Raw genomic sequence first — 24723 nt, 5'->3', positions numbered from 1 at the left:
GATCAGGCTCCTCTCGCCCGCAGGACGGACCGAAGCCCGTCGCCGAGGTAGTTGAAGATCAGCGACAGGAGACCCACCGCGACCGCCGGGAACACCGGGATCCACCAGGAGTCGAGCAGGTACTGCATGCCGGCGCTGGACATCAGCCCCAGCTCCGGCGAGGGCGCCGGTGAGCCCAGCCCGATGAAGGCCAGGGCCGCGAGAGTCATGATGACGCCGCCGATGTCGAGACTGGCGGTGACAAGCACGGTCGGCATCACGGTGGGAACCGTGTGCCGCAGCATCAGCCGGGCACCGTGCGTACCGCTCATGCGTGCCGCCTCGACATGCAGACTGCCTGCGGCCCGGCGGATCTCACCGCGGGCGATGCGGGCGTACAGCGGCCACCAGACGATCGCGATACCGATCATCGAGCTGCGCAGACTGGGCCCGAGCGCCGCCACGATGGCCATCGCGACGATCGTGGCCGGGAAGGCCAGGAACAGGTCGGTGATCCGCATGAGGAGACTATCCACCCAGCCACCGACAAAACCGGCGACGGCGCCGATGAGCAGGCCCAACAGGGCGCTGCCCCCGGTCACGACGAGCGCCGCGAACAGGCTGATGCGGGTTCCGGCCAGCACCCGGGTGAGCACGTCGAAGCCGAGGTTGTCGGTACCGAGCCAGTGCCCGCCCGAGAACGGCGCCAGATAGGGGGTGCCGGAGGGTACGTCGGTCGCGTAGGGCGAGAGCAGCGGACCGAGGAGCGCCAGCAGGACGACGATCACGAGAGCGGCGAGCGCCACGGTCTCCGGGGTCACCTTGCGGCGGGCCCGCGGTGCACCGGCAGAGGACGAGGTGGTCGCCGCCGGGCCGGAGGCGTCGGTTTCAGCTGAGGACGGCATCGAGCAACCTCCGACCGTAGTCGCTGGTGATGGCGGCGCCGAGATCGTCCGAGGGAACGCTCTCGACGATCGCGCCCTGGCTGATCACGACGACGCGGTCGGCGATCACCCGGGCCGCGGCCAGGTCGTGGGTGACGAAGAGCATGGGCAGTCCCAGGTCGTGCCGCAGAAGGTTGAGCAGGTTGAGCACCGAGCAGGCCAGGCTCACGTCGAGTGCGCTGGTCGGCTCGTCGCACAGCAGGAGCGACGGAGGCACCACCACGGCCCGGGCGATCGCCACCCGTTGCCGCTGACCGCCCGACAGTCCGGCCGGTTTCGCGTCGAGCACCGAGGCCGGCAGGGCGACACGTTCCAATGCTGTCCGGAGGTGCGCCTCGCGCTGGGACCGGTCGAGACCGGCTCCGGTGACGGTGTTCCCGAGCCGCTCCATCAGCAGCGAGCGCACGGTGAGCCACGGGGTCAGGGATGCACCCGCGTCCTGGAAGATGACCTGAACTCCCTCGCCGCGACGCCGGTCGACCACGACGTCGCCGGTGTCGGGCTGTTCGAGACCGGCCGCGATCCGCAGGATCGTGGACTTCCCCGAACCGCTCTCCCCCACCAGGGCGACGCTCTCGCGCGTCCCCACCCTCAGGTTCACGTCGTGCAGCACGTCTTTGCGGTGGCGCCGGCCGAAGCCTCCGGTGGAGAAGGACTTCTTCACCTTGGCCAGCTCGAGGGCCGGTGCGCCCGCCCGCGGGCCACCCTCGTCCTCTGCCCTGAAATCGCTCCACCGCAAACTGCCCTCGGTCCACTGACGTTCCAGATCCGCGTCCTGGATCCCTCGGGCCTCGGCCATCGACGCGACGACCGTGGCCTCGGGAAGCCCCACCGGGCGTCCCCGATCGGAATGCAGGGTGAGCCGCGAGGCGACCAGCCGCTGCGTGTAGGGGTTCTGCGGATTCTCGAGCGTGACGGCGGTGCTGCCGTGCTCGACGATCTTCCCCTCCCGGAGCACGGCCACCTCGTCACAGACGGCCCGGGCGACGCCCAGGTCGTGCGTGATGAACAGGACTCCGCAGCCGAGCTGTTCGCGCTCACGACTCAGCAGCTTGAGGATCTGCGCCTGGACGCTGACATCGAGAGCCGTGGTCGGCTCGTCCGCAATCAGCAGTGAAGGCCGTCGAGCCAGGGCCAAGGCGATCATCACCCGCTGACGCATGCCGCCCGAGAGCTGATGCGGGTAACTGCGCAGCACGGTGGCCGGTTCGCGGATCTCCACCTCTTCCAGCCACCGGGTGCTCTCCGCCGTGCTCCCGGCAACCAAGCCGAGCAGCCTCCCGATCGTCATGGTCGGGTCGAGCGACGACATCGGGTCCTGGAAGACGGTGGTGACCCGGTGACCGCGGACGCCCCGCCATCCCGTCTCCTTCGACGGGTCGAGCGGAGTGCCCGCGACGGTCACCGTGCCGTGGGTGGTGACGCCGCGCAGGTCCGTCAGCAGCCCCTGTACCGCGAGCCCGATGGTGCTCTTGCCGGAGCCGGACTCCCCCACCAGGCCGAAACATTGCCCCGGCTCGATGGTGAAGGAGACGTCATCGACCGCGGTCGTACGGGTGTAGTTGACGCTGAGGCTGGCGACAGACAGGGCGGCGGTCATGGTCAGTCTCCCGACGGGCTCAGGGACGCCAGCTGCAGCACACCGGTAATGACCGGGTTCCAGGACGCCTCGACGCCGGTGACGTCTTTCTGGAAGACAGCCGTGCCCAGGCTGTTCGCCACCGAGTACCAGTAGGCCGACTCACTGACCATCGACGCGGCGTCGCCGTACAGCGCGTCGTCGTCCTTCGTCGCGGCCTCGGCCAGCTTGTCGGCCAGACCGGGAACACTCGCACCGAAGAGGTCGAGACCACCGTCAGGCGTGTAGAAGACGATGCCCCAGGCATCCGGGCTGGCGGTGTCGGGGAAGCCTGAGAAGAACGTGACGTCGGGAGCGCCGGCGCCCTTGGCCAGACCCGAGTAGTAGGTGCCGGCGGCGTATCCCGTGCTGTCGGCCTTCACCCCGGCCTTATTCAGCATCGCCGTCAGGTTGTCGCACAGCGCCTGGCCGGACGAGCTGCTCTCGGCGTACCCGCACGAAATGGTCTTACCCTGGAGAGCACCCCCGGCCAGATCGGCGAGCGCACCCTCGTCGTAGCTGATCTTCTGCTGGTTCACGGACTCCGGCAGCAGGTTCTGCGGGAAGACCTGGGTGGTGGAGGTTCCGGTGTCGCCGAGCGCCAGCTTCGTCAGCTCGGGGAAGTCGATGCCGCCGACGAACTCCTTGCGGGTGGTATCGTCGCCGAGTTCGGGGCTCTTTGGGTTCACGAACAGCGTCGGCGTCTGCATGCTCGGGAAGGCGTAGGCCTCGAGGTTCCCGACCTTCTTCAGGGAGCTGAACGAGGAGCTGTCGGTGTACCCGATCAGCCCGTCCACCTCGCCCTTCTTGAGCTGGAGCTGCACGGTCGACATGTTCGAGACGACGTCGAAGTGGACGTCCTGGTAGCCGGGTTCATCACCCCAGTACTGGGTGTAAGTCTTCAGGTCGTACGAGACGCCCGGGTCGAAGCCGGTGTACGTGTACGGCCCGGTGCCCGCGTCGTGGGTGGCGAACCAGTTGTCGTCCTCGCCCTTCCACGGGTGTTCCTTCAGCGCGGCCGGGCTGATCATCTTCGGCCCGAACGGTGAGGCGAGCAGGTCGAGGAAGCTGGAGTTGGCGCTCTTCAGCGTGACGGTGACCTTGTAGTCGCCGTCGATCTTGACGTCTTTCACGCCCTTGACCATGTAGGCGGGGCCGGCGTCGACGTCGACCCGGCGGTCGAAGCTGGCCTTGACCGCGTCGGCGTTGAAGGGGGTGCCGTCGTGGAAGGTCACGCCCTCGCGCAGGGTGAAGGTGAACTCGGTGTTGCCGGCGTTGGCCTCCCACTCGGTGGCGAGCCGGCCCACGAGCTTCGGTTCGGCCTGACCGGGCCGGTAGTCGAGCAGTCCCTCGTAGGCGCTGTTCACGAGGTTGAGCTCGTAGCCGTCGTAGGCCGAGTCCGGGTCGGGTGTGGAGATCGCGCCGAGGAAGGCGAGGTTGAGGGTTGTGTCCGAGCTACCGGTGCTGGTCGTGCCCGGGGTGCTTCCGGAGCAGGCGGTCAGGGCCAGGGCAGTGACCGCGAGGCCTGCTGTGAGAGCGGTGAAGCGCATCCGATGAGGCATGGGGCCTGTGCTTTCTCGGGACGGCTGGACGGTGTGGGTCTATTAGCTATCGCTTGATAGTTACGAGGAGCGACAGTGGTCGTTACCTGGGGGTTTCTCGACAAGATCATCGAAATGTGCTCCGCATCACAAAGGGCTGGGGGCAGCTCACACCTCTGTCGCAGGACCAGCTCCTACGACGGGCGTCGAGTCGCGCCCCCACGGAGCTACCTTCGGAGAGACAGGCGCGCGATGTGTACACCTGGTGCATCCGGTACCGGATGTACCAGGTGTACACATCGACGCAGCCCCTCACCCACACATGAACCGACCGCGCCGCCCTCTGCCCATGAGCAGTGCCATTGCCCGAACCAGACCGCCACCAGCGAAAGCCATTGCCGCACAGACCAGCCACGACGCTCATCGGATACCCTCAAACCCGTCAATCCGACGCGAAAGGCTGACCATGCTGTCGCTGGACCTGCACCCGATCTTCCGGAGCAACCGGGACATCGACACCGCGCTTCGGACATTCATCGTCCGGGCCGCCGCCACCGGGCAGACGGCGGTGGAGATCATTCCCGGCAAGGGCAGCGGGAAGCTGCGGCAGCGGGTGATTACGTTCTTGAAGCAGCCTCAGGTGCGGAAGTTGTATGCCAGCTACGAGCTGGCTCCGGGGAACGACGGCAAGATCATCGTGCGCCTGTGAATAAGTGAACGCTGTCTGCCTCATCGTGAGCTCGCCGCCGACAGGGCGCCCCGCGCGGCCACAGGCGCGCCTCCCCCAGTTTCACGCAGCCTGATTTAGCCTCGTCGTGCATCTACTGCTGATACCTAGGTGCAGGACACGGGGGGGGTCATAGCGGTGGAGGACACACACAAGAGGCCAATCCTCCTGGTGGACAACAGCCCTACTGACGTCGAACTGACGGTGGGGGCGTTCCGGAAGAACGGCATTACGAACAACATCATCGTCGTCCACGACGGCACCCAGGCCCTCGATCTACTCCTGCCTTCCGATGATCACGAGCCGCTGCTGCCCTCGATCGTGCTGATGGACATCAACATGCCCCGCATGGGCGGCCTCGAAGCATTGCGCCGACTGCGAGCAGTCCCCACCACCCAGGCACTCCCGGTAATCATCCTCAGCGACTCCATCGAAGACCGCGACGTCCTGGAAAGCTGCCACCTGAATGCGAACGGCTTCGTCCAGAAGCCGGTCAGTTACTACAAATTCATCGAGGTCGCCCACCATCTCGGGGTCAACTACCTGAACATCGACCCATCCACCGACCCACCCACCCCCAGCCGGTAACCGCCGGCCCAGGATGAGTTGCCGGTTCCCGGCGCAGCCGGTGGAGCGCGACCCCGAAGGCACCGGCCGACCCACCAGCGCAGAAGACGCCCACAGCGTCCCCGATCCAGATCACTGCGCGGCCCTTCTCATCCGCGGTGGGACTGAGCAGCCCCGCCCAGGCGGCGTTGCCCAGCAAGACTCTTCGTGGTGGTTCCCGGTGACGACCGGATCGGCGGGAATCGGCACACGCATCTCCCTGGCGTCGCGCCGCCCGGAAGGGTTCGAAATCCCCGGACGGCCCCGAACACGGTGACACCGTCGGGTCTGGGTACGCGGAGCATGCGCCTTCAGTCGTGGCACTCGGAGAGGTCACCCAGTGAGCATGCTCGACAGTTTCGCAAGTGAATCAGCCCGTCCCGGATACGCGTCTTGATAGTGCCAAGAGGAAGCTTCATCAAAGATGCTACGCGGGCGTAGGAATGGTTGCCGAAATAGGCCAGCTTGATGGTGTCCCGCTGGATCGGGGAAAGGTGTTGGTCAAGGCATCGCCGGAGCCTTGCGGCGTCGAGATCACTTTGGAGGCGGTTCAGGACAGCCTCCTCGAACTCATCGTCAATGAGGTCAAGACCAGTCACGGTCCTGTGTTCTCGCGTGCGTGATCTTTCACTACTCCGCACCCGGTCCACGGCTCGCCTGCGCGTGATGACAGTGATCCACCCTTCGGCACTGCCCTTGGCGGGATCGAAGCCGTCGGCGTGACGCCACAGCTCGAGCATGACCTCTTGTGCGACCTCTTCGGCCTGGTGCCAGTCCCGCAGCACTGTTCGAGCCAGACGGATCACGGTCTTCCTGGTGCGGCGATGGAAAATTTCGAACGCCGGCGCGCTTCCTCGGCTCATCTGCAGCAGAAGGCTTTCCAGGGAGAGTGCCGCTTCCTGGTCGGAAGTCGGCCGGGGCCGAGATCCCTTTTCCTGCACATGACCGAGATGGGCAGGACGAGCGGGATCTACGGTTCCGGTAGAGAGGACAGGTTCGACCGCGTGATGCTGATCAAGCACGCAAAAAACCTTTCCTGGGCGCCGTCACACCGGCAGGTGAGAAATTGACGGCCGCTACGAGAAGTCGAGTTCCTGATGTGTGGGCTCGTTCTGAACCAATTCAGGTAACGGACTGGGCATGCCCAAACTTGACTCCACGTAGGGTATTCGCCGGATCGGCAACGTCAAGATGAAACGCACCGGTGGCGAGGATTGCCGGTGGATGCACCTGATGACTGCCATGCCGCCGGGGGCGCACGGCCTCGTCATCGCGCATCCTCACCGGTCATACGACGGCATTCGAACCGGTCGGTACCACTCTGCCCGGGTCTATGACATACCGGCTGGTTATCCCTTATGTGAGCGGTCTGTGGAGGCGTAGGGCGGCGGGTGGAAGTAGGTGGGCTCGTCGGCCAGCGGGATGCTTTCGTGGCTGGTGGCGCGGAGTGTGTTGATGATCCGCGGATGGTGGCGAGATTCGCCGGTCCGTGGCCGGTGCGGTTGCGACAGTGGTGAAGCGTCCTGGATCTGATGGAGGCTCGGTTAAGGCAAGCTCAGGTATCGAGGCTGCTTTGGTCATCGTGTCATGGTGATGCTGTTCGAACTCGACCGGCGGTAGGTGCCCGATCGAGGAGCACAGGCGGCTGGTGTTGAACCAGTAGATCCAGGAAGCGGTCTCCCGTTCGACCTCGGCCCGGCCGGTCCAGGACCGCTGCCGGTGGATGAGTTCGGTCTTGAACAGGCCGATCGTTAATTCCATCAGTGCGTGGCCCAGGGCATCGCCAACCGATCCGATCGAGCCGGCGATTCCGGCGACAGTGAGGGCCTCGGAGATCGTCAGCGACGTGTATTGGCTGCCGGCGTCGCCGTGATGGACCAAACATGTTGGGGCGAAACGGATGTTTGTCCTCCTGCGGGTGAACAGGATCTGGTCCAGGCGGAGAGAACCAGGGAAGTGGTCTTGCTGGTGGAGGCTCTCCAGCCGAGGATCCGGCGGGAGTAGACGTCGGTCACGAAAGATACGTAAACGAACCCGGCCAGCGTCCATACATAAATGAAATCCGAGACCCACCACTGATCCGGGGCCGTGGGCGCATCCCACTGCCGGTCGATGAGATCTGGGTTTCGGGGCGCTTTCTCGTCCCTTGTGTGGTGATTGTGTGGTGCTTTCCGCGGCGGATCCCTTCGACTCCGGCGATCCGCATCAGCCGGGCGACCTGGTCACGGCCGACCACGTGGCCGGCCCGGCGCAGGGCGTGCCAGCCTGTGCGACTCCCGTGAACGCCGCGGTTGGCCCGGTGCAGGTCCAGCAGCGTGTTGACCGCGTAGGCGCCGCCCAGTTCCGCCTCGATCACCGGTTCGGTGCGGCGCGCGTGATAGGTGCTCGGGGCGATCTGGATGCCGTGCTGACTCAGCAGGCGGCAGATCGGCTCGATCCCGAAGCGGTCCTTGTGCTCATCGATGTAGGCGATGATCATCTGAGGCGGCGGTCGAGCTCCGCCGCCGCGAAAAATGCTGAAGCAGCCTTGAGGATCTCGTTCGCCCGTTTCAGCTCGGCATTCTCCCGTCGCAACGCCGCCAGCTCCTCATTCACCTCAGTGAGCGTTCCGGGGCGCTGACATGCATCGATCTCATCCTTCTCGGCCCGGTTCCGCAGCGTTGCCGGGTTGATGCCCAGCAGTTCACCTACGTGCCGGCGGGCGCCGACCTGCGTGTCTTTATAGTCTCAGATGCGGTTCTCGACTATCCGAACGGCCCGGGCACGGGTCTCATCATCGTACTTTCGCGGAGCAGCCACTAATCCCGTCTCCTTGCTGGTTCACAGAGCCTCCGCCAGTGAGCTGCCGCGCGTTTTCCGGAGTCCCTGATATTGGGTTTCAGGCTGCTCTGTCGGCCGCGTAGTACTCGTCCATGGCTTCTTGTGGTGTTTGATACCCCAGGTAGGAGTGGAACCTTCGGGTATTGAAGAAGAGTTCGATGTATCTGGCAATTTCCTTCGTGGCGTAGGCGCGGGTCGGGTATTCCTCTCGGTTAACGAGTTCGACTTTCAGGGCGCCGTTGGTTGATTCGGCCAGGGAGTTGTCGTAGCAGATCCCGGTGCGGCCCACGGATTGTTTCAATCCGAGATTTCCCAGGGTGGCGGCGAAGTCGTCAGATGTGTAATTCGAGCCGCGATCCGAATGAAAGACCGCGCCCGGTGGAAGATTAAGACTTCGGGCTGCCATGGCGACGGCGGCCTGGATGAGCGGGGTCTTGTAGTTGTCGTCCATGGCCCAGCCGACGATCTTGCGGGTGCAGCACCCGATCACCAGGGCAACGTAGAGCCAGCCTTCCCAGGTCCGCACGTAGGTGATGTCCCCGACCAGTTTCTGGCCCGGCACGTCGGCGCTGAAGTCACGGTTGACCAGATCGGGGATGTCAGCGAATTTCTCTGCCTGGCGGGTTGTTCCGCGTCGTGAACATCGTGGCTGGCAGGGCACCAGGTCTAGTTCCCGCATCAGTGAACGCACCAGTTCAGGGCCGCACAGGTGCCCGCGTCGGATCAGCGCCTCGTGGATACGCCGGTAGCCGTAACGGCCCTCGAACTCGGTGAAGGTCACGCCGATCAGGGCTGCCAGGCGCTCACGCCGGCCAGCGGTCGGCGACTGAGGCCTCGAAGCCCACTCATAGTAGCCAGATTCCGAAACTCCCAGCCATCGGCACATCGCGGCGACCGCATACCGAGGGGCACCGGACTCGTCAACGCTGGCCCTCTGCGCGTCAAGGAACGCGTACCGGTCGCTTACCGGTACTCCTTCGCGAAGAAGGCCGCGGCTTTTCCCAGGAACTCACGCTCCAGCCGCAGTTCCCGCACTTCGCGTTCCAGCTCACGAAGGCGCGCCCGTTCCGAGATCGACAGCGGTTCTTCCTCTGCTGGATGCGCTTTCTCGTATACTTTCACCCAGTTCCGCAGAGTCTCCGGCTGGACACCGTTTTCCCGGGCAACCTGCGAGACCGTTTTCTTGCCTTGTTGATCCAGATACAGTTTCACCAATTCATCCTTGAACTCACTGGTGAAACTCGACCGCTTACGTGACACGAGCACCTCTCCTTCGGATTCGACCCTATTGGGTCCGGACTCCGAGGGAACGGGGCAGCTCACTCTCGCTGTGGGCCAGGCGGGGTTCGAACCCGCGGCCTACGGATTATGAGTCCGCTGCTTTGGCAGCCGGATTGTTGGCTCTGAGCTGGCAGGATGCGGGGATGACGTCCACTGCATCCTGCCCTTGGGGGCGTATTGGGGCCGTATGTCTTTGAGACGAGGTAGGGCTAGACAACATGATCGGGCCTGATGCAGAAGCGGTAGGTGCCAAGAAGCCGGGACCAGCGGGTGTTAGACGGCCGGCGTTTCGGCCTGCAGGTCAGGTCGGTTGATCCAGGCCCGGTCGGGCGGTTGAAGGCCTTGGGCAGGGTCTGGCTGGTGGTGAAGCGTTCGGGATGCTCGCCTTGGCCCGCTGCAGCAACTCAGGCAGGAGACCAGTTTCCAGAGAAGACGTACAGGAACTGCCTGGCGGCGTGTTCGACAGACAGCCTAACCGCATGTGTGGACGCTTCAAGTAGGTGGATGCTTCGCGTAAAGGCATGAATGTCGCGGCGCAGGATGCCATCCATCCCCTGAATCAGCACTGCGATTGGTGGTTCTTCCCATTGGGTAAGCGTCTGGTAAAGCAAAGAGCAATGCGAATTCCAGTTGGTTCCTGATGCTTCTGGCCAGTGTAGGGCCTCCGCCACCTTGCGGAGAAGAATCTCCTCCGTGAAGGATGTATCACTCTCGATTTCAACGTGAGCAACAATGAATCCTAAATTTGAGAGCTTCTCGCTAATTTTTTGGCGATCATCGTCGTCACACAGATATGGTCGCGCCTCCAGTTGAGGGATGAGCGATTCGACCTGAACCCAGTCAGGACCGACAAATCTTTTGAAGATCATGCCTTCCCTCCGAACTTGGCCCATGCCCCTGGAAATACGTACTCGAGTTGCGCGAGCTCGGGGTATTCAGGCGATCGATACGCCTCGGTCATACCGAGCAGGCCATGCACGCATTGTAGATATGCTTGGACATTCCTGCGGAGTATGGCGTCAAGACCGTGGACGACTATTACTAGGGGTTTCCCCTCATCAACTAAGAGGTCTCCTAGCCAATCGTTGAAGGCAGGCCAGTTGACAGGTCCTTCTGTTGACAATCCCAATGCTTTGGATATTTCTCCGAGGAGATCATCCACTGTGCGGACATGCTGGCTGTCAGCTCGTACGGTAACGATCCTGAATCCCTCATCCGCGAAACGTCCGTTCACCGCTTCCACGTGCTCTGGAGCGATCAGGTGAGGCCGCAGCGGTAACAGGTCAAACAGGGGCTGTGGAGAAACTCGCATCGCGTCAGACATTTAAGTGGCATTACTCCTAGGGCCCGCCCTCGGATTCTCTTCCTTTCAACAGACGCAATCGAGTCACCATGACTATCTGATTCGCTCGGCCTCTCGACGGATCGTGCCAATTCGGGGAACTCGATCCCACCACCATTCGCCATTCGATCGCTTCCCGCCATCGAGACAACTAACAATTTCAGATTTATCAATTTCAGTGAATTGCCTAAACCTGGAGTCAACATCATCGAGCGCGCGCCTGAATCCCACAAGGAAATCTGATTCGGTGTTTTTCATGCCGAGATAGATGAAGCTCCTGAGTGCGAGGGCGGCAATCAAGTCATAGACACCCCACACCGTCCTATCGGAATCGGGTAGCCCAATCTCCGCCTCAATCCTGAAAACGTGATTGCGTCAGTTTTCCAGCAGCTCAACCAGCCCTAAAGTCCGCTCCGGGGGTAACTGAAACTGATACGCCCTTCAGCCGACGGATATCCGTGTCCGTAAGGAAGCATCCGAGCCATTCACCTCTTTCGCTTGTATTCATTTATTCACCTGCCAGGGTAGTAAGACGTGGACCCCACGACATATCCCAGTTGACAATTACGCGGACACCATAGTGGTCAAACTTTGACGAGTTCTGCCCAGCCAACTGGCGCGAACCAGCCTGCCGAAGCGTCGTCTCAACTTCCGCGGAGGACGGGCGTCCCCGTTGCCGGGTCTCCCCCACCCGTGTGCCCGTACGCGAACCCAACCATCTCGTCGAAACTGTACCCACTTCTATCGCTGACCATCCGATAGGACAACCGCACGCGACGGCGGTCGCACTCTGCAATTCAGCTAAAGGCGACCCCGCGAAAGTCGCATAAAATCCATTCCCCCTTAATCCCCTAGGAACCATAGATAGAGGTGTGAGCTATTTTCGACCCTCCGACAAAGCGTCTCGATCTCCGATGCATTTTCTTCGCCAAGGATGTCGCGCACAGATTGGCTCTCCACCTCCATCCTAAGCCTTTCTACCTGTCGCCCATTGAACATAGTGTCCGCATATGGGAGCAGTCCAGCGAGGCAGGGGAATTTCTCTCGATCGATTTGCGCTAGGGCGTCCGACCAGCGAATACCTGGAGTAGACCCGCGCGTCACGATCTCACCCCCTTCAGAGCGAATTTGCATATTGATCATCACAGCACCTCAGTATGGATGAACACTTTCCACCGCGCCATTGCGGACCCACACCGCCACTGAATACAGATCATTCCCATCCGCGTCATATCCAATCGGGTACCGACTCTTGATATCCAGGACGTGCCGGTGCGCGGAACCGGTGCCGACGTTCATATTATCCATCGGCTTCCTCATCGCCAGCTTCGCCCAGTTGCGAATGTGATCCGGCGCGACCCAGTCTTCAAACTTGGATTTCTCGGCCCACTTCCACGCATCTGCGTGATCTGCGTCGTGGCGAGGAAGAATGTGATCCTTCATGATCTTGTCCGAAACGTTCCCGGTCCCGCAGTTATGGACGAGGACCGGCGTGGCTCCCGTCAGGACATAGTACGTGTGAATGTCTGCGACGGTGAGGTTGTACATCGTTGCAGAGCCGTCGAAGACTCTGACCTGCATAACCTCAGGGAGTGCCCCCGTGGTCGGGGTCAGCTGGTCTCCGGCCTTCAGGTCGCGGGCGTCCGTCCACTGCCTGTCCCCCGCATTCCAGAAGGGGTGTTCCTGGGTGGTGTGAACGACGGCTGTCTTACCGGACTCATCACGGATGGACAGGTCGGTGAGTTCGGTGTCCTGGTGAACCATGACCGCGGTCACGGTGCGGGCACCCGATTCACCCGTCGCAGGATCTGTGGCCAGGACCTTGTCACCGATTTCGACATCCTTGATCGGCTTGCTGGTCCCGTCGGCCATCAGAACGAGAGTTGGTCCGGCGAAACTGTTCAGGCACTTCGACAGACCTTTCGTCGCGGCGCCGGCCTCGTCTCCCGCGTTAGCAGCCTTTGCACCCTTCTGAAGGAAACGGGCTCCCTTCCATCCAGCTTTCGCACCTTTGGCTCCCAATTTGACGATCCGGGCGGGTGGGAACAGCGTGATCCCGGTCATGGTGCACCCGGCCACGTCACCTTCCATGAGGCAGTTCTTCGCGTCATTGAATCCGGTGACCTCGCCGGCGACGACCTTCGTGTATTTCCACGTGGTGCCCCAGAACCCGGAATGGTGTTCCTTCTCGACCACCGGCAGGGCCGGTGCGATGTCGATGGGGGCCTTGGGCGGCCCGTACCACCACACGTGGGATGTTCCTCGGCTGGAAGAACCGGACGAGGTACCGGTGGAGTTACTCGAAGTCGAGGCGTGCCCATTGGCCTCTTTCTTCTTCTTGTTGTGCTCCTTGCGCGAGGTCGCCTTCCCGTCACCCCCGACCATGCAGTCCGGGCCGTCGTCCGACGTGCACGGATTCAGGCCGGAGGGGTCGGCGAGAGTGACGGGATTGTCGTTCGCGTACGAGTACCCGTTCCACTGGTCAGGTTTTGTCAGGTCCATGACCGGGTCCACCGAGACGAACCGGCCAAGTTTCGGGTCGTACTCGCGCGCACCCAGGTGAGTCAGGCCGGTGTTGTCCTTGGTTCCTCCCAGGAATCCCTTGTCCCCGGGCCAGGAGGCCGGCGCGGTGCCGCGGTCTTCTCCGAAGGGCAGCATGCGCCGGCGGGTGGCCACGAGACCGACGGCGGCCACGAACGCGGTACTGGTGCCGTGGTGGTCGTTCAAGAGCCAATTCAGACCCGCTTTGGTTCGCACGGCAACGTTTTCGCCGTCGTGGCTGTAGTAGCGGGTAGCGGTGGCGGTGCCGCTGGTCGGTTTGCGCACTTCCTGTCCACCGGTCAGGTAGACGGTCGTGCCGGTGGGGTCGCGACGGATCAGGCGGTTGCCGTCGGCGTCGTAGACGTAGCTGGTGGTGCCGCTCTTATCTGTCGCGGTGCTCTGGCTGCCTTCGTCCGTCCAGGTCAGGGCCTGTCCGGCGGCGTCTTTCGTGCCGGTGGACGGGCAGGTGTTAGCCGTGGCCCCGGTAGGCCGGCAGGTCATGTTGCCTGCTTCGTCGTACGCGTACTTCTGGGTGACTGCCGCGGCGGTGCCGGTGACGCTGGCCACGCTGGTGACGGCGTGCGGAGCGCTGCCCGGGGCTCCGCCAGAGGCCGGGTAGGTGTAGGTGCGGGTGGTGTCCGTGGTGGCGTGCGCGGTTTCGCTCTTACGGTTGCCGGCCGCGTCGTAGGTATAAGAGCGCCAGTACGGGGCGGGCCCGCCCAGGGCGGCCTTGTTGGGGGCGGCTGTGCACGACAGGGATGTCGGGGTCCAGGCTTCGCTCAGGCGCTGACGGTAGTCGTAGGTGAAGCACTGGGTTTCTGACGGTTGTCCGCCTTCGGGAGCGTCTTTGATCGAGGTGACGTTGCCGGAGTCGGTGTACGTGTACGTCTGGTTGTACACGTAGGTCTTGTTGTCGGGCAGTGCGAAGTACTTGGTCAGACGTCCGGTCGGTTCGTCGAACCGGTAGGACTGGGTGACGCGGTTGCCGTACTCGCCCAGTCCCTTGCGCAGGACCTGATCGAACTGGTTGTACACGACGTCCTGAACGTAGACCTGGCTTCCGGCTCCGGTCAGGGCGCCGCTGAAGCCGCCGGTGTGGCCCCGCTCGTAGTAGGTGGTGGTCAGGGTTTCCTGCGGCAGGTCAGCGGCTGCGGGCACGGAAACCTTGCTGATCTGGCCGTTGGGCCGGTACAGCATCTGCTGGGTGTAGGCGCACTTGTTCGTGGCACCCGACACACACAACCCTGTCTCGGTGGACGGCAGGGTCAGGGTGCTGCTGAGGGGCTGGCCGTCCACGTTGTACGAGCCGATCGAGGTCGTGTACGCGGAGGCGGTTCCGGCCGAGTCATACTCGTAGCGAATCGATTTGGCCAGGCGACCGACGCCGTTGGTTGCGACGGAGTCGTACTGCCACTCGGCGAGTTCTCTGCCGTCGCTGGTGCCCTTGCGCAGAAAAGTCTGGCGCCCGAGCTTGTCGTAGCTGTAAGCGAGAACCTTGCCGCGCGCGTCCTTCGTGGTGAGCAGTCCCGTCCGTCAATCGCCTGATAGGGAAGCGGTCAAGGCACGTGCGGGTTGTGCGCCGGCTTCGGGTCGGTGATGTCGGGGAGCGGCGAGACCTGGCCCGGAGGTCGCTCGCGCCCCGGTCGGGGGTTCTCCAGAAAGGCCAGCAGACGCAGCAACCCTGTCAGGTGCTCCAGTGAATGCCACAGCACTTGCTCATCGGGTTCGTCGAGCATCTCGGCCAGTTCTTCGAGGTCATCGCTGATTTGGCCGACGTTCACGTACAGACCGGGATCGGCGTGCATGGCGTAGGCGATGTCAGTGGGAAGTTGCCAGTAGTAGTCGTTGTACTCCAATACCTGATCAACATCGATCGTCGTGCCGAAGCGAGCAGCAGCCAGATCGACCACGCTGTTCAACGCGAAGCGGAGCTGCTCCAGGTCGAGGATGTGCGGGCGAGTACCGGGCGGTTGAGTCACATTGGACCGTACCCTCATCGGTTTCCTAACCGTGTGTCAGAAAATCGTGCTGATGCCAGCGTGTTGCCCGCCCAATGGCAGATCCAAGATCTTTGTACTCCGGCACGCTCGATTGGGCTACTGCTCTGTGCCGGATCGCGTGAAGGGTTCGCTCGATCTCTGCCGGGTACTCGTCTGTCTACGTACCTTGCGATCGCTCGAACCTGGGGGCTCATTAGGGGCGACAGCCGTGGATCCCCGAAGTCAGCCTCCGAGGAACCCTGGAGCAAGGACTCTCGAAACCGCAGGTCAAAGGCTATTTCGAGCGCAAAACAAGGTGGGCCAGGCGGGGTTCGAACCCGCGACCTACGGATTATGAGTCCGCTGCTCTAACCTATTGAGCTACTGGCCCGCCCTGCACCACGTCACTGTGGGCAGGCAGCACCCGGGGGTGCCGCAGGCAAGATTACCGGCAGCGCGGGTGCCCACGGTCCCGGTCCCGGACATCTGGTGGACAACGGATGCCAGGAGCCACGTCTGCCCTGGTCAGGCGGATATGACGAATTCCGACATGCGGACGCCCCGGCACAGGACAGAGTGGACCCCGTGCACACGCCACCGTCCCGTGACGACCACCGTGACCGGCAGCACAAGAACATGCGGGAACTCGTGCAACAGACCACCGCTCCTCCGTCGTCAGAAGCACAGACACTGACATCAGCTCATGACAGACGGGAACGATCGGTACGGGTGAACCCTCGAAGGCGCAGCACCATGGTGGTAGCCAGTGGCACGGCCCTGTTCGCGGCAGCCGTGCTGTCCGGATGCGGTAGTCAGCCGCAGAAAGACCACCAGGGTGTGTGCGTGAACCAGACGACACAGACCCGGGTCGACGACGACCAGTGCGACCACAACGGCGGTAGCTCGTCCCACGGCGGCGGCATCTTCCTCTGGCGCCTCTTCCCCCGCGGCACGTCATTCCCGGCCGTGGGCGGCAAGATGTCCAGCTACCCCGGCTCGGTCAGCTCGATCCCGAGCGGCCACGGGGCGGTCTACGGCGGTGGCGACACGGCCGGCGGCACGGTGACGAAGCAGAGCACCAAGTCGGCGCTCTCGAGGGGCGGCTTCGGCAAGACCAGCCGTGCCCACGGTGGGAGCGTGGGCGGGTGATCCGGCTTCCGCAGACACCTCGTCCCGACGTCTACCGCATCGTCGAGGAAGAGGGCCTGGCCTACGCCCGCGAGCGCAACGACGGTGGGGACGAGCTGCCGTACTGGTTCGAGGGGGCGGCGTACCGGTTCTCCGGGATTCAGGTGGACGAGCTCGAGCGGGTCACGAACGAGCTGCACCAGATGGCCATGCACGCCACCCGGGTGATGTGCCACGACACGGAAACGCTGAAGAAGCTCGGCATCCCGGAGTACGCGTGGCCTTACCTGCGGAAGTCGGCGGAGGAGAACTGGTCGCTGTACGGGCGTTTCGATCTGATCTGGGACGGCGTGGGGCCGGCCAAGATGCTGGAGTACAACGCCGACACCCCGGCGGCGCTGGTCGAGACCGCGGTGACGCAGTGGACCTGGCTGGAGACCGTTCAGCCCGACCGTGACCAGTGGAACATGCTGCACGAGCGTCTGGTTCACACCTGGCAGCAGCATCTGAAGGACGCCGAGTTCGTGCATCTGGTGGCGGGGGTCTCGGAGCCGCTGGAAGACTGGAACACGATCGCCTACGTCGCCGACACGGTGCGGGAGGCGGGAGGCCGGGCGATCACGCTGCCGATCGATCAGCTCGGCCTGCGGCCCGGCTCGACGACCTTCATGGGGCTTGAGAACGACGAGGTGAAGACCTGTTTCGCCATGTATCCGTGGGAGTGGATGCTGGCGGAGGAGTTCGGGCAGCGGGCACTCGAGAGCAGTACCACCTGGCTGGAGCCCGTGCACAAGGTGCTCACCGGGTCGAAGGCCGTGCTGGCGACGATGTGGGAGCTGTACGAGGGGCACCCGAACCTGCTGCCGGCCTACTGGTCGCCGGAGAAGCTGGGTCGTGACTACGTGGTGAAGCCCGTGCACGGCTGGGAGGGCGCGGGCGTCAAGGTGATCAGGAACGGACGGGTCGCGGCCGGGGTCGAGGAGCGGCACACCCACGGCCAGACCGCGATCTACCAGAAGTACCAGGAGGTTCCGCGGATCGGGGACTGCCTTCCGGTCCTGGGGACGTGGGTGATCGGCGACCAGGCGGCGGGGCTGGGGATCCGGGAGACGGACGCGGGGCGTCTGATCACGGACACGCAGGCCCGGTTCGTCCCACACTTCATCGACGCACCCCGGTCCAGCCCGGAACAGGTGCAGGCCTGGATGGGCGAGCAGTAGCCGGCCACTTCTAGCGTGATCATGCGAGTCTTCCCCGGGGAAGGCTCGCATGATCACGAACAAAAAAGGGGTGGGGCGGCCTAAGCCACCGCGGCGCGCTCCGCCAGCAACGGCGTCACCGACTGCGCCGCCAGCCGCGCCACCTCCACCGGATGCCGGGCGTCGAGCTGGTCGGACAGCACCTCGACGGCCAGGGGCAGGTCGACGCCGATCCCGGTCAGTGCCCCGAGGAAACCGTTCAGGTCCACCACGCCCTCCCCGGGCAGGAGGCGCTCGTGACGGCCCTCGTGACGCAGGTCGGGGTTCGGGACGGCGGACGCGTCGCACAGCTGCACGGCGAACACCTCGGAAGCGCTCAGGGCCCGCAGTTCGTCGGGGGTACCGCCGGAGCGGTGCCAGTGCCACGCGTCGAGCATCAGCCCGGCGTTGCCGGTGTCGGCGCAGGAGACCAGCTCACGGGCCGCGTCGAGGGTGCGCAGGCTGCTGTAGGGCATGAACTCCAGGGCGATGCGGACGCCGTGGTCGGCGGCCCGGGTGCACAGGCGGCGGAACTGCTGCTTCTGGACGTCCATGGGCACCTCGGCGAAGAGGCCCACATTGATCTGGGGAACCTCGAGCAGGTCGGCCAGATAGAAAAGAAGATCTTCTTCGAGGCGTACGCCCCGCACATCGGCCTCACGCCACCAGTCGGCCAGGAATTCCAGCTCGACGACCCGCAGGCCGTGCCGGGACACGTAATCCGCGAGCTGTTCCTCGGAGAACTCCGAGCGCCGCGCGTCCAGATAGTCGACCGCGCCCAGACCGATACCGCTGAACCCCGCGGCGGCCGCGGCCAGAACCCGGTCCGAGAAAGAGCAGTAACGCAAAGTCATTGCCGAGAGGTGCAGCTCTTGGGGGGTGGAGCGCACCGGAGCACGACGACGGGTGGCCCACGGGCTGGGGGTCTCGGTCATGCGCTCACCCTACGAAACTGGCACCAGCAAGTGTGGTCCTTCTCCGATTTCTCTCAGCCATCACCCACTAAGGGGCCAGGCCATTTACTACCCTAGTGACATCAATAGGTGCATTACAACCCTGTGTCTACCTATGGGTTTCACTTGCTCTCGCGACCGATTCCCGGTCTCCTTGGCATATTGGTGAGCGTTGATCGTGAAGTCTCTCGCAACGTCAGGATTAGCAAATATGACGTTGCGTCAGACCTAGGGAGGGGCCAGGAATGAGCGCGCAAGCCGTTCAGACGGAGCGCCATGTCGATCCGTTGGCGTACACGGACGTCGAGGCGGGCAGCGTCGCTCGGCTACACCATGTAGTTGCTTCCCAGCCCCGTGCGCTGGCCGTGCACGACGGCGAACTGCGCCTGACGTACGGCGAGTTCGCCCTGCGCGTGGCCGCGGTGAGGCGTCAGGTACGGTCCGCGGCCGCCGGTTCGCCGGCCGAGCGGCCGGTCGCCCTGCTGTACTCGCACGGCGCCGCCGCTGTCGCCGCGCTGTGGGGCATCGTCACCTCCGGCCACCCGATCCTGGTGCTCGACCCGCGCACTCCCCCGGCCCGGCTCCAGGCCTTCGTCGAGCGGGTGGACGTGCGGCTGTGCCTGACCGATCAGGCCAACGCGGAGGCCGCGGCGCAGCTCGTGGAGCAGGTCGTGGTCGACGGCTCGGCCGAGACCTGCGGTACTGAGTCCGATCTCGAAGATCTCTGGGCCAGCGGCCCGGCGCCCACCGACGCGGCCGCCTACGCCTTCACCTCCGGTTCCACCGGGCGTCCCAAGGTCGTCGTCAACGATCACCGCATGCTGGTGCGCGACGCCTGGGCCAATGCCGGCGCCACCCACTGCTACGGCGCCGGCGACGTGGTCGCCCACACCCTGCCGATGGCCTTCCACGCCGGGCTGATGGCCACCTGCGCCGGCATCCTGGTCGGCACCACCATGGCCATGTACGACATCCGCAGCCGCGGCATCGGCTCGCTGCCGGCCTGGATCGAGCAGAACGACGTCACGATCATGCAGGCCAGCCCGGCCATCCTGCGAAATTTGGTGGGTATTTCGCCGAACCCACAGCTCCTGCGGCAGCTCACCAGTGTCACGATCGCCGGTGAGGCCGCGTACGGGCCCGACATCGAGGCCGCCCGGGCCCTGCTGCCGTCCGGCTGCCTGATCCGCAACCGTTACGGCTCGTCCGAGACCGGCCTGCTCACCGAGTACCGTGTGGACAGCCCGCACCCAGTACTCGAAGGGCTTCTGCCGGTGGGTCAGCCGATACCCGACGTCGAGCTGATGCTGGTGGACGAGTCCGGATCGATCGTCCCCGCAGACGGTTCCGGCACCGTGACGCTGATCGGGCGGAACTTCGCCGTCGGCTATCTGGGTGATCAGGTGGCCACCGACGCGGCCTTCACCCCGACCCCGCGCGGTACCGACGGCTCCCGCACCTACCGCAGCAGCGATGTCGGCACGGTGGACGAGAACGGTGCGCTGCGGCTGCTGGGCCGCCGCGACCACAGTGTGAAGATCCGCGGCTACCTGGTGGAACCGGGCGAGGTGGACGCGGCGCTCTCGGCGCTGGACGACATCACCGAGTCGCTGACCGTCGGCGCCGAGAAGAGTGGCGAGAGCGGCGGAAAGCGCCTGGTCTCGTACCTCGTGTCGACCGCCGAGCGGCCGGGCGCGGCCTCGGTGCGGCAGCGGCTGACCGAGGTCTTGCCCTCGTACATGGTTCCCGAGAGCATCGTCTTCCTCGAGGCGCTGCCCCGCACCGACCGCGGCAAACTGGACCGGGCCGGGCTGCCCGAACCGCCCGAAGTGCGCGCCGGTGCCACCAAGGAGCACCTGTCCGAGTGGCAGGAAGTGGTCCGCGCGCTCTGGTGCAGTGTGCTGGCCCTGCCCGAGATCAGCCTGAGCGACGACTTCTTCGAGCTGGGGGGCGACTCGCTGGCCGCCGAGAGCCTGATGAGCCGGATGCACTCCGAGCTCGGGGTCTCGACCAACGAGGCGCAGACCACGGTGCTGGTGCAGGCGCCCACGCTGGGTGAGTTCGCCGAACGGGTCACCCGCCAGGTCGACGCCGCCAACCAGACCCTGATCCCGTTGCGGGCCAAGGGTTCCCGTCCCCCACTGTTCCTGCTGACGGGTGGCGGTGGACTCGGCGTGACGCTGGTGCCGCTAGTGCGCCAACTGCCCGACGACCAGCCGGTCTACGCGCTGCAGGCCTACGGGCTGGAGGCGCGCGGCATCCCGGACTGGACGGTCGAGGCCTCGGCCCGCCGACACATCCGGATGCTGCGCCAGATCCAGCCCAGCGGGCCTTATTTCATCGGTGGTCACTCGTTCGGCGGGGTAGTCGCGACCGAGGTCGCGCACCAGCTGCGCGACGCCGGTGAGGAGATCGGCCTGCTGATCGTGCTCGACTCGTTCCCACCGGACCGGAAATCCCACGCCAACTCGGAGGGTTCGCCGGTGCAGCGGCTGAAGACGGCGCTCGGCGTGGCCACCACGGGCCTGCGCGGCACCCCCGGAGACGACCAGTACTGGCGCTTCTGGCGGCAGAGCAACTACCTGCACCGCATGTACAAGGGCAAGCCGTTCGACGGGGAGACCCTCGTGATCGTGGCCGCCGACAGCGAGGAGAAGGAGGACCGCCGCGCCTGGGCGCCCTACCTGACCGGCACCTGGCGGCTCACCCACGTGCCCGGCGACCACATGTCGATTCTGCGTGACCCATTCGCCCTCAAGACGTCCGAGGTGATCTGGGAAGCGCTGGAACCGGCTCAGGAACGCACCCCGGCGGGCACCCGTCGCCGTCGGGAACAGGTGCGTCCCCGGCTGTTCCGCCGCAGCAAGTCCTGGCCGAATCAGTACTAAGAGTTGTCGGTGACCCGGGGTGAGAGCCCGTCCAGGAGGTCGTCGTAGGAGTCGCTCAGTGAGGTGGGCATCCGCCAGCCCCACACGCCGTACGGCCTCCAGACCGCCTCGACCAGCACGGTTCGCCCCTCGATCGGGATGAAGGTGGCCCGCACGCGGGCGCCGTCGGTGATCTTCGTGCACTCCTGACTCGAGGGGCCCCGGCCCGCCCCGTAGATGCTCGTGTCGTCCAGACTGCTACCGCCCCGCCAGCCGCAGAACAGCGGGAGGCGGGCGTAGCGGCTCTGGGGTTCGGCCATCGCCGAGCGCCGGTAGTCGAGCTGCATGGCCTTACGCCCGTCCACCTGCACCTGGCGGATGCCGCTGACATACACATCCGGATGAGCCTGCAACCAGGCCGCCGGATCGGCCGGCATCGCGGTACGCGTGCCGTCGGGCTGCACCACCTGCTCGGGCACGGTGACCAGGACCCAGCCGCCACCGGCGAACTGCACCCCGACATAGCTGTCGTCGGCCGTCGCGGTGGCTCCCTCGGGCAGGTGCAGCGCCACCGGAGCCATCAGATGCTTCCCCAGCACCACGGTCTCCCCCGCCGACGGGGGCTCCTCGTCCCCGAACAGCGCCGGCACCGCCAGACCGGCCAGCGCCAGCACGAAAATGGCCGCCGCAGTGAGGAAGAGCCTTCGGCGACCGGAGGACGCCGGGGTCGCCCTACCCCCCTCGTCCACCCACCCGTCGGGTTGGTCGAGATCGGTCGCCCAGTCCGACGCGTCTTCAATCTTGATGTCTTTCCCGGGCACCACCGACCGGTCGCCGAGATCGAACTCGGCCACCTGCCCCTGCCCGTCGAGACTTTCGAGCACGGGTGTGGGCTGGATGGCGGTGCGGTTCGGCACGATGGTGGACGTCCAGGTCGGCGCATCCGGTGACGGCCGGCCCGGCGGGGTGGTCGGGTTGATGTCGACCGGCTCCTGCCCCGGCGGCCCCCACAACGCTGCCGAGTCCGGTTCAGATCCTGCTTCGGACCCCGTTACCCGTGCCCGTGAATCCGCCATTGCCGACTCCTCGTCCAACCCGCATCCGCGCAGCCATTGTCACATCCCGATAACGATTAGGCTCGTCGGGTGTGACGGTGGACGGGATGGGAAGGATTCAGGCGTCTTCGGAGCGGGTGTGCCGGGCCAGGTTGCTCACGTCCTCGTCGCCGAAGCCCGCGGCGACCAGCTTCTCCTCGATACCCGCGACCAGCTCGGCGACCTCGAGCGGAAGGTCCATGGCAGCGGCCTCGCGCAGGGCGATGCGCACGTCCTTGAGGTGCAACGACGTGCGGAACCCGAGCGGGTAGGCGCCCTTCACCATGTTGCCGGCCCGCTGCCGCAGCACCCACGAGTCGGCCGCGCCCGCACTCAGCGCGGGCAGCAGCTGCTCGAAGGGCAGGCCGAACTTCTCCGCCAGCACGATGCCCTCGGCCACGCCCGCGTACGCCCCGGCCAGCACCACCTGGTTGACCGCCTTCGCCGCCTGCCCCGAGCCCGCCTCACCGAGGTGCGTGATCCGGGCCCCGAAGGTCTGCACCACCGGCAGGGCCTTGGCCACCGCGTCCGCCGAGCCACCGAGAAAGACCGTCAGCGTGCCCTTCTCCGCGCCCTCCGAACCGCCGGAGACCGGGGCGTCGACGAACATCCGGCCGGTCCGGGCCAGATCCCAGGCCAGATCGCGCGCCAGCGAAGGGGACGCCGTCGAGCAGTCGACCAGCACCGAACCGGACGGCAGCGTCTCCCCCACACCGTTCTCGCCCAGCACCACGGCCCGCAGGTCCGGATCGTCCGAGACACAGGTGAGAACGGCGTCCGCACCCTCGGCCACTGCGGCCGGTGAATCACCCCGGGTCGCTCCGAGCACGGCCAGCGGCTCTTCCTTCGACCGGGTGCGGTTCCACACCGTCACCTCATGACCGGCGGCGATCAGATGGCGGGCCATCGGCGCCCCCATCGTCCCGAGCCCGACGACCCCGACCTTCAGCACAGTGCGCTCCGTCATGTCCCGAGCCTGTCACGCCCGGGCATCTCTACAGGAAGGACGTGTCGCTGTTCTGGGACTGCGTCGACGAGCTGGGGGCCGGAGAGCTGGGGGCCGGCGTGCCCTCGTCCCCCTGCTGGTCGCCCCTCTGCCGGCCCGGACCACCCTGGAAGTGACCCCGCGGACCGTTCTCGACCAGGTCGGTGATGCGCTTCTTCAGCTCCGGCTTCAGGTCGTCGGCGCGGTCCTGCGACAGCTTCCCGTCCTTGACGGCCTGGTCGATCTTCGTGGTCGCCGCCGTGACCAGGGCATCGATCACGTCGTCGACGTCCTTGCCCTGCTTCTGGGCCAGCTCCCGGACCGACGTGCCGTCGGCCAGGGCGCTGCGCAGCTCGTCGGAGGACAGGCCCAGCGCCTTGGCCAGCTCGTCCTGAGCCACCCCGAAGCCGCCACCGAACCCACCGCCGAATCCGCCCCCGAAGCCACCCCGGTGCTGACCCCCGCGAGACCCCTGGGAGTCGGCAAGTTTCTCCGCCACCTTGTCGGCCTGGTCCTGAGTGATGGTGCCGTCGTCGACCAGTCCCTTGAGCGCGTCCTGGATCCGGTCCGGCCCCGCCGCTGCCCCGATGCTGGAACTGGGGCCGGGCGTGTCATCGGCGAAGGCCGGGTACGCAGCGAAGCCGGCTGCCCCCAGCGCGACGGCCCCCGCGGCCACCGCGACAGTCAGACGTAGTGCGCGCATGATTCGATCCCCTCGATCCGGGCCGCACCCGGCATGGGCGGCGCCATCCTCCACGAAGCTCGACCCGCCACCTGTGCCCCGCCTTGGCTTCTCCTGGCAGTTCCCTGTGAAGCTGTGACCCGCCTGTGCCGACCCTGTGACCGAGGTCCCAGGTTCCGGACCCGCCACGCCCACGGGGGATGGTCAGCAGCACCCTCTGGGGTTTGGTAGAGTTTTTCTCGCCGGAGGGAACTTCGGTGGGAACGATCCCCCCTAGCTCAATTGGCAGAGCATGCGACTGTTAATCGCAGGGTTACTGGTTCAAGTCCAGTGGGGGGAGCCTAAGCCCCAGGTCAGCGAGTTGCAGCTTCCCTGGGGCGCCGGACGGGCGACATCTT

Annotated in this window: 18 protein-coding genes, 2 tRNA genes, 1 pseudogene and 1 other annotated feature; of the genes and pseudogenes, 6 read left to right on the top strand and 15 right to left on the bottom strand. The window is 65.1% G+C overall.

The window, feature by feature from the left end; all coding sequences use genetic code 11:
* Positions 1-2: 2 nt before the first annotated feature.
* From LR393_RS27590 to LR393_RS27580, 3 genes are read right to left on the bottom strand one after another with little or no spacing between them, the layout of a single operon-like run.
* A complete protein-coding gene (locus LR393_RS27590) occupies positions 3-884 on the bottom strand; it encodes an ABC transporter permease (RefSeq protein ID WP_231487811.1) in 882 nt (293 codons plus the stop codon).
* A complete protein-coding gene (locus LR393_RS27585) occupies positions 868-2523 on the bottom strand; it encodes an ATP-binding cassette domain-containing protein (RefSeq protein WP_231487810.1) in 1656 nt (551 codons plus the stop codon). Before LR393_RS27585 ends, LR393_RS27590 begins: the two co-directional genes overlap by 17 nt.
* A gap of 2 nt (positions 2524-2525) precedes the next feature.
* Positions 2526-4091, bottom strand: coding sequence for an ABC transporter substrate-binding protein (locus tag LR393_RS27580; RefSeq protein ID WP_231487809.1), 1566 nt, complete (start codon positions 4089-4091; stop codon positions 2526-2528).
* Positions 4092-4548: 457 nt separating this feature from the next.
* Here LR393_RS27580 and LR393_RS27575 point away from each other — a divergent pair, with 457 nt between their 5' ends.
* A complete protein-coding gene (locus tag LR393_RS27575; RefSeq protein WP_231487808.1) occupies positions 4549-4791 on the top strand; it encodes a Smr/MutS family protein in 243 nt (80 codons plus the stop codon).
* A 156-nt stretch (positions 4792-4947) separates the two neighbouring features.
* Positions 4948-5397, top strand: a complete 450-nt coding sequence (locus LR393_RS27570; RefSeq protein ID WP_231487807.1) for a response regulator — start codon at positions 4948-4950, stop codon at positions 5395-5397.
* A 329-nt stretch (positions 5398-5726) separates the two neighbouring features.
* Here LR393_RS27570 and LR393_RS27565 read toward each other — a convergent pair whose 3' ends face one another.
* The 8 genes and pseudogenes from LR393_RS27565 to LR393_RS27535 all read right to left on the bottom strand — a co-directional run bounded on the left by LR393_RS27565 (position 5727) and on the right by LR393_RS27535 (position 15769).
* Positions 5727-6437: a sigma-70 family RNA polymerase sigma factor gene (locus LR393_RS27565; protein WP_231487806.1), complete on the bottom strand. Its 711-nt coding sequence runs from the start codon at positions 6435-6437 to the stop codon at positions 5727-5729.
* Positions 6438-6963: 526 nt separating this feature from the next.
* Positions 6964-8214: pseudogene (locus LR393_RS27560) on the bottom strand (IS3 family transposase); the annotation flags it as partial.
* Positions 7802-7933: a sequence feature (AL1L pseudoknot), on the bottom strand. Its footprint overlaps the pseudogene before it by 132 nt.
* A gap of 79 nt (positions 8215-8293) precedes the next feature.
* Positions 8294-9495 (bottom strand): IS3 family transposase gene (locus LR393_RS27555; RefSeq protein WP_231487805.1). Its coding sequence is split into 2 segments (ribosomal slippage): positions 8294-9237 and positions 9237-9495, totalling 1203 coding nucleotides; the frame shifts between segments, so codons are not numbered across the junction.
* A 425-nt stretch (positions 9496-9920) separates the two neighbouring features.
* Positions 9921-10385 (bottom strand): barstar family protein, encoded by a 465-nt coding sequence (locus tag LR393_RS27550; RefSeq protein WP_231487804.1) that lies wholly within the window; start codon positions 10383-10385, stop codon positions 9921-9923.
* Positions 10382-10828, bottom strand: a complete 447-nt coding sequence (locus LR393_RS37245; RefSeq protein WP_407937365.1) for a barstar family protein — start codon at positions 10826-10828, stop codon at positions 10382-10384. Before LR393_RS37245 ends, LR393_RS27550 begins: the two co-directional genes overlap by 4 nt.
* Positions 10829-12010: 1182 nt before the next feature.
* Positions 12011-14596: a polymorphic toxin-type HINT domain-containing protein gene (locus tag LR393_RS27545; RefSeq protein WP_231487803.1), complete on the bottom strand. Its 2586-nt coding sequence runs from the start codon at positions 14594-14596 to the stop codon at positions 12011-12013.
* Positions 14597-14955: 359 nt separating this feature from the next.
* Entirely contained in the window at positions 14956-15396 is a 441-nt protein-coding gene (locus LR393_RS27540; protein WP_231487802.1) for a hypothetical protein, read from the bottom strand.
* Positions 15397-15695: 299 nt separating this feature from the next.
* Positions 15696-15769 (bottom strand) — tRNA-Ile (locus tag LR393_RS27535).
* 362 nt (positions 15770-16131) lie between these two features.
* On the opposite strand from LR393_RS27535, the gene LR393_RS27530 reads away from it, so the two are divergent.
* On the top strand, positions 16132-16527 hold the full coding sequence (locus LR393_RS27530; RefSeq protein ID WP_231487801.1) for a hypothetical protein: 396 nt from the start codon (positions 16132-16134) through the stop codon (positions 16525-16527).
* Entirely contained in the window at positions 16524-17726 is a 1203-nt protein-coding gene (locus LR393_RS27525; protein WP_231487800.1) for a glutathionylspermidine synthase family protein, read from the top strand. Before LR393_RS27530 ends, LR393_RS27525 begins: the two co-directional genes overlap by 4 nt.
* A gap of 80 nt (positions 17727-17806) precedes the next feature.
* On the opposite strand, the gene LR393_RS27520 is transcribed toward LR393_RS27525, so the two are convergent.
* A complete protein-coding gene (locus LR393_RS27520) occupies positions 17807-18679 on the bottom strand; it encodes a sugar phosphate isomerase/epimerase family protein (protein WP_231487799.1) in 873 nt (290 codons plus the stop codon).
* Between the two features lie 263 nt (positions 18680-18942).
* Here LR393_RS27520 and LR393_RS27515 point away from each other — a divergent pair, with 263 nt between their 5' ends.
* Positions 18943-21585, top strand: a complete 2643-nt coding sequence (locus tag LR393_RS27515) for an AMP-binding protein (protein WP_231487798.1) — start codon at positions 18943-18945, stop codon at positions 21583-21585.
* Here LR393_RS27515 and LR393_RS27510 read toward each other — a convergent pair.
* The 3 genes from LR393_RS27510 to LR393_RS27500 all read right to left on the bottom strand — a co-directional run bounded on the left by LR393_RS27510 (position 21582) and on the right by LR393_RS27500 (position 24346).
* Entirely contained in the window at positions 21582-22640 is a 1059-nt protein-coding gene (locus LR393_RS27510) for a hypothetical protein (RefSeq protein WP_231487797.1), read from the bottom strand. The genes LR393_RS27515 and LR393_RS27510 overlap by 4 nt on opposite strands.
* A gap of 97 nt (positions 22641-22737) precedes the next feature.
* Positions 22738-23625: an NAD(P)-dependent oxidoreductase gene (locus LR393_RS27505; protein WP_231487796.1), complete on the bottom strand. Its 888-nt coding sequence runs from the start codon at positions 23623-23625 to the stop codon at positions 22738-22740.
* Positions 23626-23653: 28 nt separating this feature from the next.
* A complete protein-coding gene (locus LR393_RS27500; protein ID WP_231487795.1) occupies positions 23654-24346 on the bottom strand; it encodes a hypothetical protein in 693 nt (230 codons plus the stop codon).
* A 246-nt stretch (positions 24347-24592) separates the two neighbouring features.
* Between LR393_RS27500 and LR393_RS27495 the strand changes: the two genes are divergently transcribed.
* A tRNA-Asn gene (locus LR393_RS27495) sits at positions 24593-24665 on the top strand.
* The last annotated feature ends 58 nt before the right edge of the window (positions 24666-24723 follow it).

This window comes from Kineosporia mesophila (assembly GCF_021129235.1).
GTDB lineage: Bacteria > Actinomycetota > Actinomycetes > Actinomycetales > Kineosporiaceae > Kineosporia > Kineosporia mesophila.
This window is presented reverse-complemented; position numbering and strand designations above follow the sequence as displayed.